This is a genomic window from Nocardia terpenica, assembly GCF_013186535.1.
In the GTDB taxonomy this organism is placed as follows: Bacteria; Actinomycetota; Actinomycetes; order Mycobacteriales; family Mycobacteriaceae; genus Nocardia; species Nocardia terpenica.
In genome coordinates, this window is the sequence record NZ_JABMCZ010000002.1 from 278,190 (window position 1) to 293,119 (window position 14,930).

Annotated in this window: 7 protein-coding genes; 2 read left to right on the forward strand and 5 right to left on the reverse strand. The window is 70.5% G+C overall.

The features are described 5' to 3' along the window. Window positions 1-54: 54 nt before the first annotated feature. The 3 genes from HPY32_RS12515 to HPY32_RS12525 form a co-directional block, all read right to left on the reverse strand. Window positions 55-7,410, reverse strand: coding sequence for a non-ribosomal peptide synthetase (locus tag HPY32_RS12515; RefSeq protein ID WP_067581238.1), 7,356 nt, complete (start codon window positions 7,408-7,410; stop codon window positions 55-57). 457 nt (window positions 7,411-7,867) lie between these two features. Beyond that, a complete protein-coding gene (locus HPY32_RS12520; RefSeq protein ID WP_067585291.1) occupies window positions 7,868-8,845 on the reverse strand; it encodes a helix-turn-helix transcriptional regulator in 978 nt (325 codons plus the stop codon). Window positions 8,846-8,901: 56 nt separating this feature from the next. Beyond that, window positions 8,902-9,717, reverse strand: coding sequence for a M23 family metallopeptidase (locus HPY32_RS12525; RefSeq protein WP_309247521.1), 816 nt, complete (start codon window positions 9,715-9,717; stop codon window positions 8,902-8,904). 224 nt (window positions 9,718-9,941) lie between these two features. Between HPY32_RS12525 and HPY32_RS12530 the strand changes: the two genes are divergently transcribed. Further along, the gene (locus tag HPY32_RS12530; RefSeq protein ID WP_171982846.1) at window positions 9,942-10,985 is read left to right on the forward strand and encodes a nitronate monooxygenase; all 1,044 of its coding nucleotides are present in this window, start codon (window positions 9,942-9,944) and stop codon (window positions 10,983-10,985) included. 57 nt (window positions 10,986-11,042) lie between these two features. Continuing rightward, on the forward strand, window positions 11,043-11,435 hold the full coding sequence (locus HPY32_RS12535) for an SCO5389 family protein (protein WP_067581234.1): 393 nt from the start codon (window positions 11,043-11,045) through the stop codon (window positions 11,433-11,435). A 452-nt stretch (window positions 11,436-11,887) separates the two neighbouring features. On the opposite strand, the gene HPY32_RS12540 is transcribed toward HPY32_RS12535, so the two are convergent. Both HPY32_RS12540 and HPY32_RS12545 read right to left on the reverse strand, forming a co-directional pair. Then, window positions 11,888-12,697, reverse strand: a complete 810-nt coding sequence (locus HPY32_RS12540) for an SAM-dependent methyltransferase (protein WP_231951435.1) — start codon at window positions 12,695-12,697, stop codon at window positions 11,888-11,890. 303 nt (window positions 12,698-13,000) lie between these two features. Beyond that, a complete protein-coding gene (locus HPY32_RS12545; RefSeq protein ID WP_082871139.1) occupies window positions 13,001-14,617 on the reverse strand; it encodes an acyl-CoA synthetase in 1,617 nt (538 codons plus the stop codon). Window positions 14,618-14,930 lie beyond the last annotated feature (313 nt).

Genomic DNA, 14,930 nt, shown 5'->3' on the forward strand with positions numbered 1-14,930 from the left:
ATACCGCATCCCTGCAGGTTATGCACGCCCCTGAGATCAGGGTCACGAACCTTTTCAGAGCAGTCGGCTATCTCGAAGCAGCGTTTCGTCGACGATCACGACCGCCTCCGCGGCCCCGAATCCGGACTCCGGCGCGGGACCGGAATCGAGCACGACGGCCCGCAGATCCTCGAGCGGTTCCGGATCCAGCCGATCCAGCCCGGCGCGATCGGTGAACAGGTGCGTCACCCATTCGTCGGCCAGCGCCTCGGTGGTGGGAGCCTCCGGCAGCACCAGCGACGCACCGGCCGCACCGGTCGCGACCACCTCGAGCAGCGCCGCGGGCGCATCCGCGGGACCCTGCCGGTAGCTGCGGGATTCGAAGGTCAGCTCGGTGCGCGAACGCACCCGATCCACCGCCGCGGCCAGCGCGTCGTAGCCGAGGGTGGTCGCCACGGTGACGTACGCCGGATCGACGCCGCGCAGCGCGCGGGTGCGGTTGGCGTAGGTGACCGGCCGCGCCGACTCCCGCGCGACCTCGGCGACCACGCCCGCGTCGTCGAGCACCAGCCAGTCGATGCCGGCGGGCTCGGCGTGCGTGCGCGTCGCCGTCACCGCCAGCCCCATCTTGACCTCCAGACCCGCGGGGAGCGAGGCGTTCTCGGGCATCGGCACCACCGCCGCACCGGCCTTCAGCACCGCCCAGACGGCGACCGCGGCGTCGATGCCGCGCTCGAGCCGGATCGCGACACCCACCCCCGGACCGCAACCCCGGCCGATCAGCACCCGGGCCAGGCGCGAGGATCGCGCGTCGAGTTCCTGATAGGACACCGCGTCCTCGCCGAAAGCCAGTGCGGGACCGTCGGGATCGTCCTCGACGGCGGCGGCCAGCGCCTGCGGCAGCGCGGTGCCGATCGTCGAGGTGGTCTCGGTGGTCTGCGCGGCCTCGGTCTCGGCGCGCGGCTGCTCCTGCCCGTCGAGCAGGTCGATCGCGCCGATCAGCACCTGCGGATCGGCGGCCACGGCGGTGAGGATCCGCTCGAAGCGGCGGCCCAGCGCCCGCACGGTCGACTCGTCGAAAAGGTCTGCCGCATAGGTGAATACGGTCACCAGGTCGGCGGGCGAACCGTCCAGGTCGTGGCGCGGTTCGACGGTCACCTGCAGATCGAACTTCGCGGCCACCGACTCGGTGTCCAGCGCCGACATGGTCAGCCCCGGCAGCTCCAGCGTGGGCTGCTCGGTGTTCTGGAACGACAGCACCACCTGGAACAGGCTCTGCGCGCCGGACCGGCCCGGAGCCACCACCTCGGCCACCCGCTCGAACGGGATGTCGGAGTTGGCGAACGCGGAAAGGTCGGTCTCCCGGGCCTTTTCGACCAGCGCGTCGAAGGTGTCGGAGGTGCTGACCCCGGTCCGCAGCGCCAGCGTGTTGACGAACATGCCGACCAGATCGTCCAGCGCGCGCTCGCCGCGGCCCGCGATGGGCGTGCCGATCGCGATGTCGGCGGTGCCCGACTGGCGCGCCAGCAGCGCGGCCAGCGCCGCGTGCACCACCATGAACAGCGACGAATTATGGTCGCGCGCAATGCGCATCAGGCCCTCGTGCACCGCGGCGGGAACCAGGAAGCCGACCGATTCGCCGCGCATCGACGGCGCCGCCGGACGCGGATGATCCAGGGGCACCGGCGCGGTCGCCGACAGCCCGGCCAGCTGCTCGCGCCAGAACGTCAATTGCCGTGCGGCGACGGAGCTCTCGTCCTCGTCGGTGCCGATGGCGGTGCGCTGCCAGACCGCGAAGTCGGCGTACTGCACCTCCAGCGGCGCCCAGCCCGGCTCATTGCCCTCGGTGCGCGCGACATAGGCGGTCACCAGATCCCGCGCGAGCGGCGCCATGGACGCACCATCACCGGCGATGTGATGCACCACCAGCGCCAGCAGGTAGTCCTCGCCACCATCCAACAGCAGCGCCCGCACCGGAACCTGCTGCGTCACATCGAATCCGGTGGACATCAGCGCCGTAATGCGGCCGATCGGATCGGTGGTGGTCTCCACCGGCAGCCCGCCGGGCAGCGCCTCGGAGGCCGACAGGATCTCCTGATACGGCAGGCCGCCCGGGCCGCTGGCCGGGTACCGGGTGCGCAGCACCTCGTGCCGCTCCAGCACGTCGGTCACCGCCCGCCGCAGCGCGGGAACGTCGAGCGCGCCGGTGAGCCGGATCGCCAACGGGATGTTGTAGGAGGGCGATTCGGGGTCGAGCTGGTTGATCACCCACATGCGCTGCTGCGCCAGCGACAGCGGCACCCGGCCGCCGCGCGGCGCGGGCTGCAGCCGGGGCCGCACCGCACCGGCCGCCGCGCCCGGCACGATCCGGGCCGCGAGCGCGGCGACGGTGGACGCCTCGAACAGTTCGCGCACCGCGACATTCGCGTCCAGCGCCTCGTTGATGCGCGCCACCGCGCGGGTGGCGAGCAGCGAATTGCCGCCGCGGGCGAAGAAGTCGTCGTCCAGGCCCACCTCGCCCGCGCCCAGCAGCCCGCCGAACACATCGGCCACGGCCTGCTCGATCGGGGTGCGCGGGGCGCGGAACACGGTGGTGCTCACGAACTCCGGCGCGGGCAGCGCCTTGCGGTCCAGCTTGCCGTTCGGGGTGAGCGGCAGCGCGTCCAGCACCACGACGGCGTCGGGAACCATGTAGCCGGTGAGGAATTCGCCCACCCGGGCGCGCAGCGCGACCCCGTCCAGCTCCGAATCCGATTCGGCGACAACGTAACCCACCAGCCGGTCGCCCGCGTGCTCGTCGGCGCGCACCAGCACGACGGCCTGGCTGACCCCGGCGCACTGCAGCAGCGCCGCCTCGATCTCGCCGAGCTCGATGCGGAAGCCGCGCAACTGCACCTGCTGATCGCTGCGCCCGGCGTACTCGAGGTTGGCCTCGCCGCCGAATCCGGCCCAGCGCCCGACGTCGCCGGAGCGGTACATGCGCGAGCCGGGCGCCCCGAAGGGGTTGGCCACGAAGCGGGTCGCGGTCAGGCCCGGGCGCCCCAGGTAGCCGCGGGACAGCTGCGCGCCCGCCACGTACATCTCCCCGGCCACGCCGACCGGCGCGGGATGCACGCGGTCGTCGAGCACATAGGTCTCGAGGCCCGGCAGCGCCCGGCCGATGACGCTCGCGGGCGTCTCGACCAGCCGCTCGTCCAGCGCCAGGAACGACACGTGCACGGTCGTCTCGGTGATGCCGTACATGTTCACCAGCTGCGGCGCGTCCGAGGCGTGCCGCTCGTACCAGCGTTGCAGCTGACGCAGATCCAGTGCCTCGCCGCCGAAGACGACGTAGCGCAGCGCGAACTTGCCCGCGTCCGTCGCCTGCGCGGCCCGGTCGGCCTCGGCCAGCTGATAGAACGCGGACGGGGTCTGGTTGAGCACCGTGACCTGGTCGCGAATCAGCAACTCGCGGAACAGTTCCGGCGATCGGGAGGTGAGGTGGTCGACGACCACCACGGCGCCGCCGTTGGCCAGCGCGCACCACAGCTCCCACACCGAGAAGTCGAAGGCGAAGGAGTGGAACATCGTCCACACGTCGGTCTCGTCGAACTCGAACAGCAGCTGGGTGTTCGCGAACAGCTCCAGCACATTGCGATGCGAGACGCCCACGCCCTTGGGCACACCGGTGGAGCCGGAGGTGTAGATGACATAGGCCAGGTTGTGCGGCCGCAGCGGCACGGCCCGATCGGCGTCGGTCACCGTGGTGTCGGCCCAGCCGCCGGTCTCCTCCAGCAGGACGACCGGAAGGGTGTTCTCGGGCAGCTGGTCTCGCAGTTCGGTCGTGGTCAGCACGCAGGCCGGGGCGGCGTCGCCGAGCATGAACTCCAGCCGCTGCGCCGGGTAGGCGGTGTCGATGGGCAGATACCCGGCACCGGCCACCAGCACCGCGAGCAGCGCCACCGGCAGCTCCTCGGTGCGCGGAACCGCCACGGCCACCAGCTTTTCCGGGCCCGCGCCGTGCGCGATCAGCGCCCGCGCCACCCGATTGGCGCGCCGCTGCAGCTCGCCGAAGGTGAGCGCGCTGTCGCCGAACCGCACCGCCACCGCGTCCGGTCGCCGACCGGCCTGCGCGGCAACGAGATCCACCAGCGTGACCGGCGGCACCGGGGCGCCGGGCGAATTCCATTCGTGCAGCACCAGTTCGCGCTCGCCGGGCGCCAGCACATCGAGGTCGCCGACCACGGCGCCGGAATCGGCGGCCACCGCGCGCAGGATGCGCCGGAAGCGGTCGGCGAAGTCCGCCACCGTCGCCTCGTCGAACAGGTCGGTGGCGTAGCTGAACGCCGCCGAAACGCCCTGCGGCACACCGTGTTCGTCGATGCGCTCCACCATCGCCAGCTGCAGGTCGAACTTGGCCAGCGGCACGGTCAGGTCGACCCCCGACACCGCGAGCCCGGGCAGCTCCAGGTGGGTCTGGGCCAGGTTCTGGAAGGTCAGCATGACCTGGAACAGCGGATGCCGGGACGCCGACCGCACCGGATCCAGCAGCTCCACCAGCCGCTCGAACGGCACATCGGCGTGCCCGAAGGCCGCCACGTCGGTGGCGCGCACCTCGCGCAGCAGTTCGTCGAAGGTGGCGGCCGGATCGATGTCGGTGCGCAACACCAGGGTATTGACGAACATGCCGATCAGATCGTCGAGTTCGGCCTCGCCGCGACCCGCCACCGGCGTGCCGATCGCGATGTCCCGGGTGCCCGACAATCGGGCCAGCAGCACCGCCAGCGCCGCGTGCACCACCATGAACAGCGTCGAATTGTGGCCGTGCGCAAGGCGATTGAGCGCCGCGTGCACGCCGGAGTCGATCTCGAAGGCGACGGTCGCGCCCTGCGCGGAGGCGACGGCCGGGCGCGGGTTGTCGGCGGGCAGGTCCAGTTGCTCCGGCAGTCCGGCCAGCTGCTCACGCCAGAACGAGATCTGCTGGGCCAGCACCGATTCCGGATCGTCCTCGGCGCCCAGCGTTTCGCGTTGCCACAGCGCGTAGTCGGCGTACTGCACCGCCAGCGGCGCCCACTCGGGCTGTCCGCCGCGCATCCGGTCCAGGTAGGCGGTCATCAGGTCGCGGGTCAGCGGGCCCATCGAGAAACCGTCGCCGGTGATGTGGTGCACCACGCACACCAGCACGTGCTCGGTCTCGCCGAGCCGGATCACGCGCAGCCGCACCGGCGGGGCCGCAGTCACGTCGAAGCCGCCCACGACGGTCTCGGCCACCAGCGCCGCAATCTCGGACTCCGCGGCGTCGATCACCGGAATCTCCTGCAGCGCACGCTCGTCCGAGGCGGACAGCACCAGCTGATAGCCCTCGCCGTCCAGGTCCGGGTAGATGGTGCGCAGCACCTCGTGCCGCTCCACCAGATCCCGTACCGCGGCGCGCAACGCGTCCAGATCGAGGCGGCCGGTCAGCCGCACCGCGACCGGAATGTTGTTGACGGCGCTGGCCGGATCGAACCGATTGAGGAACCACATCCGCTGCTGCGCATACGACAGCGGGATGCGCTCGGGGCGCGGCATCGGCCGCAGCTGCTGCCCGGACGCCGAGCCCGCGTGCCGCTCCACCCGCTCGGCGAGCATCGCCACGGTGGACGCCTCGAACAACAACTGCACCGGAACCCGCAGTCCCAGCGCGGAACCGATGCGGGCGGCGGCCTGCGCCGCGAGCAGCGAATTGCCGCCCAGCTCGAAGAAGTCGTCGTCGGCCCCGACCCGGCCCGGGTTGTCGTCGGTACCGGGCACCAGCAGCGCCGCGAACACCTCGGCGACGATCTCCTCCACCGGGGTGGACGGCGCGCGGAATTCCCGTGCCGCGAAGGTGGGTTCGGGCAGCCGGGCCCGGTCCAGCTTGCCGACCGGGGTCAGCGGGATCTCGTCGAGGACCACGAACGCGGCCGGAATCATGTAGGCGGGCAGGGATTCCCCGAGGAAGGCCGCGAGATCGCCGGTGTCGGTGGTGGTTCCGGGGCGCGGCAGCACGTAGGCCACCAGCGCGGTCGCGCCCGAGGGCAGGGTGCGGCCGATGGTGGCCGCGTAGTCGATGTCCGGATGCGCGGTCAGCGCGTTGTCGATCTCGCCCAGCTCGATGCGGAAGCCGCGGATCTTCACCTGGAAGTCGGAGCGGCCCAGGTATTCGATGCTGCCGTCGGATTCGTTGCGGCGCACCAGATCACCGGTGCGATACAGGCGCGCGCCGCCGCCGGAGCCGCCCGCCACCTCGCCGAAGGGGCTGGCCACGAACCGCTCCGAGGTCAGGCCCGGCCGACCCAGATAGCCCTGCGCCAGCGCCGGTCCCGACAGATACAGCTCGCCGATCACGCCCGCGGGGACCGGCCGCAGCCGCGAATCCAGAACGAACGCACCGACTCCCGCGACCGGGGTGCCGATGGTGACGGGGTCGCCCGCGGAGATCGGCGCGCTGGAGGTGGCCAGGATGGTCGCCTCGGTGGGGCCGTACCCGTTGTAGAACAACCGATCCTCGCGCGCCCAGCGGCCGACCAGCTCCGGTCCGAACTTGTCGCCCGCGACGACGACCGCCTCCAGGTCGTCCAGGCCGGTCGGGTCCACCGACTCCAGCGCGCCGGGGGTGATGAGCATGTGCGAAACCCGTTCGCGCCGCAGCAGATCGGCCAGCTCGAAGCCGCCGAACACCTGCGGGGGCGACACCACCAGCGTCGCGCCCGAGGAGAAGGTCAGCAGCAGTTCCAGCACCGAGACGTCGAAGTTCGGGGAGCACACGTGCAGGACCCGCGAGTCCTCCCCCACCCCGTAGTGCTCGCGCTCGGCCACCACCAGCGCGCCCAGGCCGGTGTGGGTGACCACCACGCCCTTGGGCCTGCCGGTGGAGCCGGAGGTGTAGATGACGTAGGCCGGATGCTGCTCGGTGAGCGGCCGCACCCGGTCGGTATAGGAGATCGGATGCGAGGGCCGCGCCGCGATCCGGTCGCCGATCACCGGATCGTCGAGTTCCAGCCAGGAGGTGCCGGTGCCGAGCGCGCCGCGATGCGCGGCGGTGGTCAGGCCCAGCACCGCGCCGGAGTCGGAGACGATGTGCGCGATCCGCTCGGGCGGGTAGGTCGGGTCCACCGGCACATAGGCCGCGCCGGTCTTGGCGATCGCCCACACCGACAGCACCGATTCGATGGATCGGGAAATGCCGACGCCGACCACGTCTCCCGCGCCGACGCCGCGCTCGATCAGCTCGCGCGCCAGGCGAGACGACGCCTCGTCGAGTTCGCGATAGGTGAGTTCACGCGCGTCGGCCGGGTCACCGGTCGGATTGAACCGGATCGCCACCGAGTCGGCCGCGGACTCCACCGCGGCAGTGAGCAGCTGTCCGAAGAGCGGGCTACCCGACCGGCGGCGACGACTTCCACGAGCGGATCGGCGGGCAGTATCCATTCGAGTGCATTCACCTCTCGCGTCCAGCAGTTCCGCACGCCCGAACACGGTTCGGCCCCCCGCGCACGGTCCGAGCAATCATATAGGTGTCCCCCACCCGGCCGTCACCGCCCGAGCTCCCTGTACTCATCGGTAGAAGGGTGCCCCCATGTTGCGCCTTTCCCCGAATCCAGTGAGGCGGGTCACAAGTCCCGGCCAAAAGCACGCCGGGAACAAGAAAGCCGCACACCTGGGAGGAGCACGCCGGGAACAAGGAAGCCGCGCACCTGGGAGGAGCACGCCGGGAACATGGAAGCCGCACACCAGGAAGAAGGAAGACGCACGCCGAGGAGAAGGAAGCCGAACACCCGGAACGCGGAAGACGCACGCCAGCGAGAAGAAGGAGAAGGACACCAGGACAACGAAGACGCCGCACCCCTGTTCCTCGCGCCGTCCGCCCAACGGGCGGCGCGAGGACCTACAACCACCCCCGCCGAATAGCCTGCACCCCCGCCTGGAAACGCGTGCTCGCGCCGAGGCGTTCGAGGAGGCTGGCGGTGCGGCGGACTACCGTGCGGCGGGACATGCCGAGGCGGCGGGCGATGGTGTCGTCGGTGGCGCCGAGGCCCATGAGGGTGAGGATGGCGCGGTCGCGTTCGTCGAGGGGCTCGCCGGGGTTGACCGAGATGGGTGCGGCCAGCGACCAGAGCACGTCGAAGGTGCGGGTGAGCGTGTCCAGCAGCGGGGAGGGGCCGATGCGCAGGCCCATCGGATCGCCGCGCCGCTCGTCGTGGTGCAGCATCAGACTGGCCCGTTCGCCGTCGACGATGAGCACCTTCAGCGGCGGGTCGGGCAGCGTGCGGGCCAGCGCGCCAGCGGCATTGGTGGCCAGGGCGTAGCGCAACCGGTCCGGATCCTGATAAATGGTGTCCTGATACAGCGTCTGATAGCGCACGCCCGACTCGATGCGCGCCGACTTCAGCTCGAACAGCCGCTCGGCCCGCTCGGCGTCGACCACGTAGGGCCCGCGCTCGATCAGCCGCACGGTATTGCGCGCGGTCCGCTGCAGGTCCTCGAATTCGGCGACCAGCTCCCGGGTTTCGTACATCGGCACCAGGGTGCCGTCACCGCGGGGCGAGCGCCGCACCGAGCGGAACGTCTCGCCGAGCTGCGCGGCGGCGGCGTGCATGCGCGCGGTCTCGGCCTGGCGACGCCGGGATTCGGCCTCCGACAACGCCTCCGGGGCATGCGCGTCCCAGACGATCGCGCCGTCGATCTCGAGCCGGACCGCGGCCTGTAACTCGCACAGCGTCTCCAGCACGGCCTCGGTGACCTCGACCGGACAATTCAGGGCCGCCGAGAGCTCGGCGACACCGGAGCGTGGATGTTGCACCAGGACCGCGTACATGCGTCCGTGCAGAGAATCGGAATCGAACAGTTCGTGCAAACCCGTCACACCACCACCCCCCAGCACCACCGGGCGCACCCGCGCCCGGCTCCCGGCCCCCGACGTTACTGCGGGCCCCACTGCTGCTGGGAGAGAACGACGCCCTTACTCGCCATATAGGGGGCCGGATCCATCTTGTGGCCGTTGGGATCCCAGATCTCCATGTGCAGGTGCGGACCGGTGGAATCGCCGCGGTTACCGACGGTGGCGATGACATCGCCCGCGTTCACCCGCGCGCCCTCGTGCACCAGGATGTCGTTGACGTGGCCGTAGACGGCGGTGGTGCCGTCGTCGTTGCGCACCCGCACCCACAGCCCGAAACCGGACGCGGGCCCGGCCTGGATGACCGTGCCGTTCTCCACTGAATGAATGGGCGCGCCGATGGGATCGGCGAAGTCGACACCGTAATGGAAAGCGCCCCAGCGGGACCCGAATCCGGAGGTCACCACGCCGTCGACCGGGCGGACCGCCGCGGGCGGCGGCGTGGCCTGCTGCTGCAGGCCCTTGATGACCTGCTCGGCCTGGGCCAGCGGACCGGCGACCTCCGGCGGCAGGTTCTGCAGCCCGAACGGCGCGGGCGCCGACGCGGCGATGGGCGCGGCCTGCGGTGCGGGAGCGGGGTTTTCGGCGGGCGCGGGGGCGGGCTGCTCGGCCTCGCTCTTCTCCACCGCGACCGGGCGCAGCTGCGCGGTATCGGGACCGTTGTCGCCGTGGCCGAGCGGCAACAGTGGTGCGGCATTGGCGATCTGGGCCGCGGTGCCGATCAGCGCGCCGGTGGCGACCGCCGCGCTCGCGGCCAGGCGCACTCGGTCGCCGGTGCACGGCTGGGCCCGATGCCGGGTCGCACGGCCGGCAACACCTTCACCGAGCAGGTCCTTCACAGATATGGAACTCGAGGTTTCACGGTGCTGCGGCAAGGGTCGTCCTAGCGTCGATCAACTTGTGGGCGGCTGCCGGGGAAACCTTCAATTAGGTAACGATTCGGCAACTGCTGTGACGAAAACAGTACTCCGTCGTGATCTTTTCGCAACCTTCTCCGGAGAAAGGCCAGCTGGAGAGCGGGGTCACACGGACATCCCGGTGTGACCTGAGCGAGACTGGAAGGGTGATCCTCGACGACTTGCGGACCCCCATCGTGCTGGCGCCGATGGCCGGCGGTCCCTCCACCCCCGAGCTCACCGCGGCCGTGTCGGACGCGGGCGGGCTCGGCTTCCTCGCGGCCGGATATCTGAAGGCCGACGCCCTCGGCGAGCGGATCGCCCGCACCCGGGAGCTGACCTCCGCGCCGTTCGGCGTGAACCTCTTCGCCCCGGGCGCGCCGACCCCGCCGGAGCATTTCGCCGACTACCTGGCCGAGGTGGAGCGCGAATTCCCGCTCGGCACCGCGCGATTCGACGATGACGACTGGGCGGCCAAGCTGGCGCTGCTGACCGACTCGCCGGTGGCGGTGGTGTCGGTGACCTTCGGCTGTCCGTCCGCCGACGAGGTGGCGCGCCTGCACGCCGCGGGCTCGGAGGTATGGGTGACGGTCACCTCGGTGGGCGAGGCGCGCATCGCGGCCGAGGCGGGCGCGGATGTGCTGGTGGCCCAGGGCGCGGAGGCCGGTGGGCACCGGGGCACCTTCATCGACCGGCCGGAGGACGACGCCGCCGACCCGCTGACCACCCTGGCGCTGCTGCAGTTGCTCACCGCCGCCACGGACCGCCCGGTGGTGGCCGCGGGCGGAATCGCCACGGGCGCAGCCATTGCCGCCGTGCTCGCCGCCGGAGCCGCTGCGGCGCAACTCGGTACGGCCTTCCTGCGCTGCGCCGAGGCCGGCACCGCGGCCGTGCACCGCGACGCCCTGCCCATCGACGTCCCGACCATGCTGACGCGCGCCTTCAGCGGGCGCCGGGCGCGCGGGCTGCGTAACCGATTCATCCTCGACCATCCCGACGCCCCGGCCGCCTACCCCGAAATCCATTACGCCACCAGCCCGTTGCGGGCGGCCGCGCGCGCGGAGGGCAACCCGGACGCGGTGAACCTGTGGGCCGGTCAAGCCCACGTCCTGGCCACCGAGCTACCGGCGGGCGAGCTGGTCCGGATCTTGTCCGCCGACACGAAATCCGCTCTGAAGCTGGCGGTTTCGCGCAGAATCCAGGATTGTTGACAACGATTTTCGGTTAGAATCATGTGACATCATCCGCCATCCGTAGAGGAGAGCGTCATGTCACTGGATGTCCCAACCGCACTGCTAGAGCGCGCCGAACGCGGTGAGGTCAGCGACGACGATTTCGTCGAGTGCGTTCGCAACTCACTGCCGTACGCCTACGAGGTGGTCAGCCGGGTGGCAGCCGATCTGCGCTCCGGCACAGCCGAGTTCGCGGACAACCAGGTGGCCCCGCCCGACGAGGTGGCCCGCGGCCAACTGCTGCGCGCCATGGCGTCCGACGCCATTCGCGGTGGCCTGGAACGGCATTTCGGCATCAAACTCGCCTTCCAGAACTGCCACCGAGTGGCCGCGTTCCCCCTGTCGTCCGTAGGCAACGACACCTACACCACCTTCATCTCCACCCGCGCCCAACTCCTCAACCAGAGCCCCGAACTCCGCAACTGCTGACGCACCCCCGGCGCAAGCGCCCACCCTGCCGCTTGCGCCGACCCGCGCCCGGGGATGCGCATCCCGGCCAACCCGTACCGTCGGCATGCTCCTACACCAATGTCGACGCGCGCCACCCCTCCGTACGAGGCACACTCGCTCGCCATCTCTGCGTGCGCCCACTGCTCTCCTTGGCGCACACTCGCTCTCCGTCCCGGAGCCCCACCGGCCGCCTCGATGCGCGACCGCTCGCCGCCCAGCGCGCACCCACTGATCACCCCGGCGCACCTACTGGCCATGACCAGCGTGCTACACGTCGTTTCAGCGCGTCACAGCCGATCATTTCGGCCGCCCATCAGCCACCCCGGCGCCCTCTACTGATCGTCCTGGCGCACCTCACTGAACACCCCGGCGCGCCCCACTGAACACCCGGGCGCGCCCCACTCGTCACCCCGGCATGCTTTTCGCCGGGGTCAGGGTTTGCGGCCGATGCCTGCCCAGTACCAGGCGGCTTCGGGGTCGGGGTGGCCGCCGCCGATGACGAGTTCGCCGTAGTCGGGGTGCCAGCTGAGGACCGGGACTACGCCGGGGTCCACGAGGGTGGTTCCGGCGAACAGCTTTTCGGTGCCGGCGCGGTCGCGCGCGCAGAAGAAGATGTTGGCTCGGGCGGCGGCCGCGACCACCTGGGACATGGCGTGCGGGTCGAATTCCGCGCCGGGATGGGTGATCGCGAGGCAGCTCCGGGACGGCATCGCGGCGAGTAGGCGGCGCACGATCCCGTGCAACTGCTCGTCGTCGCGGAAGTACATGAGGACCGAGACCATCATCAACGCGATCGGCCGGTCGAAGTCCAGGGTGTCGGCGAGGGTCGGAGAGTCGATGATCGAGTCCGGATCGGCCAGGTCGGCGTGGATGAACGCGGTACGGCCCTCGGGCGTGCTGCCCATCAGCGCGCGAGCGTGCGCCAGCACGATCGGATCCTTGTCGACATAGACGACCCGCGCGGTGGGGTCGGCGTCCTGCGCGACCTCGTGCGTGTTGTTCGCCGTCGGGATACCGGTCCCGATATCCAGGAACTGGGTGACGCCGAGCTCCTGAACGATGAAGCGGACCGCGCGACCCAGGAATGCCCGATTCGCCCGGGCCATGGTCCGGATGCCGGGAACGTGGGCGGCGACCTCGTCGCCGAGCGCGCGGTCGGCCGGATAGTTGTCCCGTCCGCCGAGCCAGTAGTCATAGACCCGCGCTTCGTGTGGCACGGTGACATCAATGGTGGTCGGCAAGGACGAAGCGGCACGGCCGCGATCCGACATGGTGCATCCCTCTCTACGGTAGTCGCGCAAAGAACCCGAATCCGTACGCCACCACCGAGCCGCCCGCTCACGGCGACGCTCTCCGAACTACCCCCACAGCATATTCCAGCGATCCTTCGGCACGCGCAGAATCGACGCTCCAACAATCCCGATTTTCTTTGGGAAAACCTTGCAGTCAGCACGTGCGAAAGCCGGTCACCGGAAGTTTTCTGCATATTCCTTCCGGTTGGGATATTTCCGCCAAATCCCGCTGTGCGCAGCGGCGTTGACCGCTCAGAGCTCTTGCAGAAGGCGTTTGAGAACCTTGCCCGTGGGGTTGCGTGGCAGCTCCTCGACGAACACTACCTCACCCGGCACCTTGTATCGCGCAAGGTTGGCACGCACATGCGTCCGGATCTCATCGGCGGTCAGCCCGCCGTCGCCGCGCACGACGAAAGCCTTGAGCCGAGCGCCGAATTCGTCGTCGGGCACGCCGATCACCGCGGCCTCGCGAACTCCCTTGTGCGCGTTGAGAAGTTCTTCGACCTCACCGGGAAATACGTTCTCCCCGCCCGAAACGATCATGTCGTCGTCCCGGCCGTCGATGAAAAGCCTTCCGGCGGAATCGAAATGGCCGACGTCGCCGGAGGACATCAGGCCGCGGACGCGCTCGCGGGTACCGCCGCCGGTATAGCCCTCGAATTGGAACGCGTTCCCGACGAATATCCGGCCGGTGACGCCGCGCGGAACCTCGGCGCCGTTGTCGTCGAGAATCCGCACCACCGTGCCGAGCACCGGGGTGCCCACGCAGCCGGGCTCCGCGGCGAGATCGGCCGGGGTGGCGATGGTGGCGTAGGCGACCTCGGTGGAGCCGTACAGGTTGTAAACCACCGGGCCGAACATCGCGGTCACCCGGCGGCACAGATCGGCGCCGAGCTGCGACCCGGCCACGAACACGATGCGCAGCGCGGACAGGTCGCGGCCGGTCAGGGCCTGATCGCCGAGTTCGACCACGCGGGACAGCATGACGGGCACCGCGATCACGGTGGAGGCGCCGTGCCGATCCATATCGTCGAGCAGCTGGCGCGGATCGAAGCGGCGGCGAATCACCAGCGTCGACCCCAGCGCGATCGCCAGCATCGACATGGCGAAGCCGAGGGTGTGGAACAGCGGCGCGGGGCAGGCGGTGACCTCGCGGGCGCGGAAGGGCACCCGGCTCAGCAGCGCGCCCAGCGGTTCCAGCGAGCGCGGCTCCGGCCGGGGCGCGCCCTTCGGCGTGCCGGTGGTGCCGCTGGTGAGCAGCACCACCTTGGCGGTGCCGCCGGGCGCGGGCGGGGTCGCGGAAGAGCCTGCGGCGATGAGGGATTCGAGACTGCTGGTGTGCCGGGAGTCGGTCCAGGCCCGGTACGCGCCGCGGCGCGGGCTCAGGTCGCCGAGGATGCCCTCGTACTCCTCGTCGTATACCAGCAGGTCGGTGCCCTCGCGGGTGGCGACGTCGCGCAGCTGCGGACCGGCGAAATCGGTATTCAGCAGAATGATTCGCGCGCCGCACTTGGCGGCGGCGAAGACGGCGTCGAGCAGGCCGCGGTGGTTGCGCGCCAGGATGGCCACGCCCTCGCCCGGCCGCAGCCCGCGCCGCCGCCACTGATTGGCCAGCCGGTTGGAGCGCAGGTCGAGGTCGCGGAAGCTCAGCTCGCCGAGTTCGTCGACGAGCGCTGTGCGGTCGCCGTAGCGCGCGGCCGAAAGCCGCAGCGCCGCAGGGATAGTCCCGTACCGCAGCAGCGTGGAGCCGGTGGCGAGCAGGGTGAGCGGCGAGTCCATCCCGATCAGCCCGCTGTCCGCACACAGCCGCAAATACTCCAGCTCCGCCCACGCCCGGGACCCGAGGGAACGGAGCAACGCCACGGTCACGAACCGAACCTCCTTGCCGCACAAGAACACAGGGCAACTTCACCGTAACCCGCCGCCGGTGTGTTGCGCCGGGGATCCCGGCCAAAAGCATGCCGGGATGACGGGGTAAGAGCATCGAGATGACGGGGGAAGAGCACCGGTATGCCGGGGAAGAGCACCGGGACGACGGGGAAGAGCACCGGGACGACAGGTAAGCGCACCGAGACCACAGGTAAGCGCACCGAGACCACAGGTAAGCGCACCGAGATGGCGGTGCACTTAGCGGGTAGGTGCGCAGAGAGGCTGGGCAGGTGCCGGGCCGACGGGGGCGGGC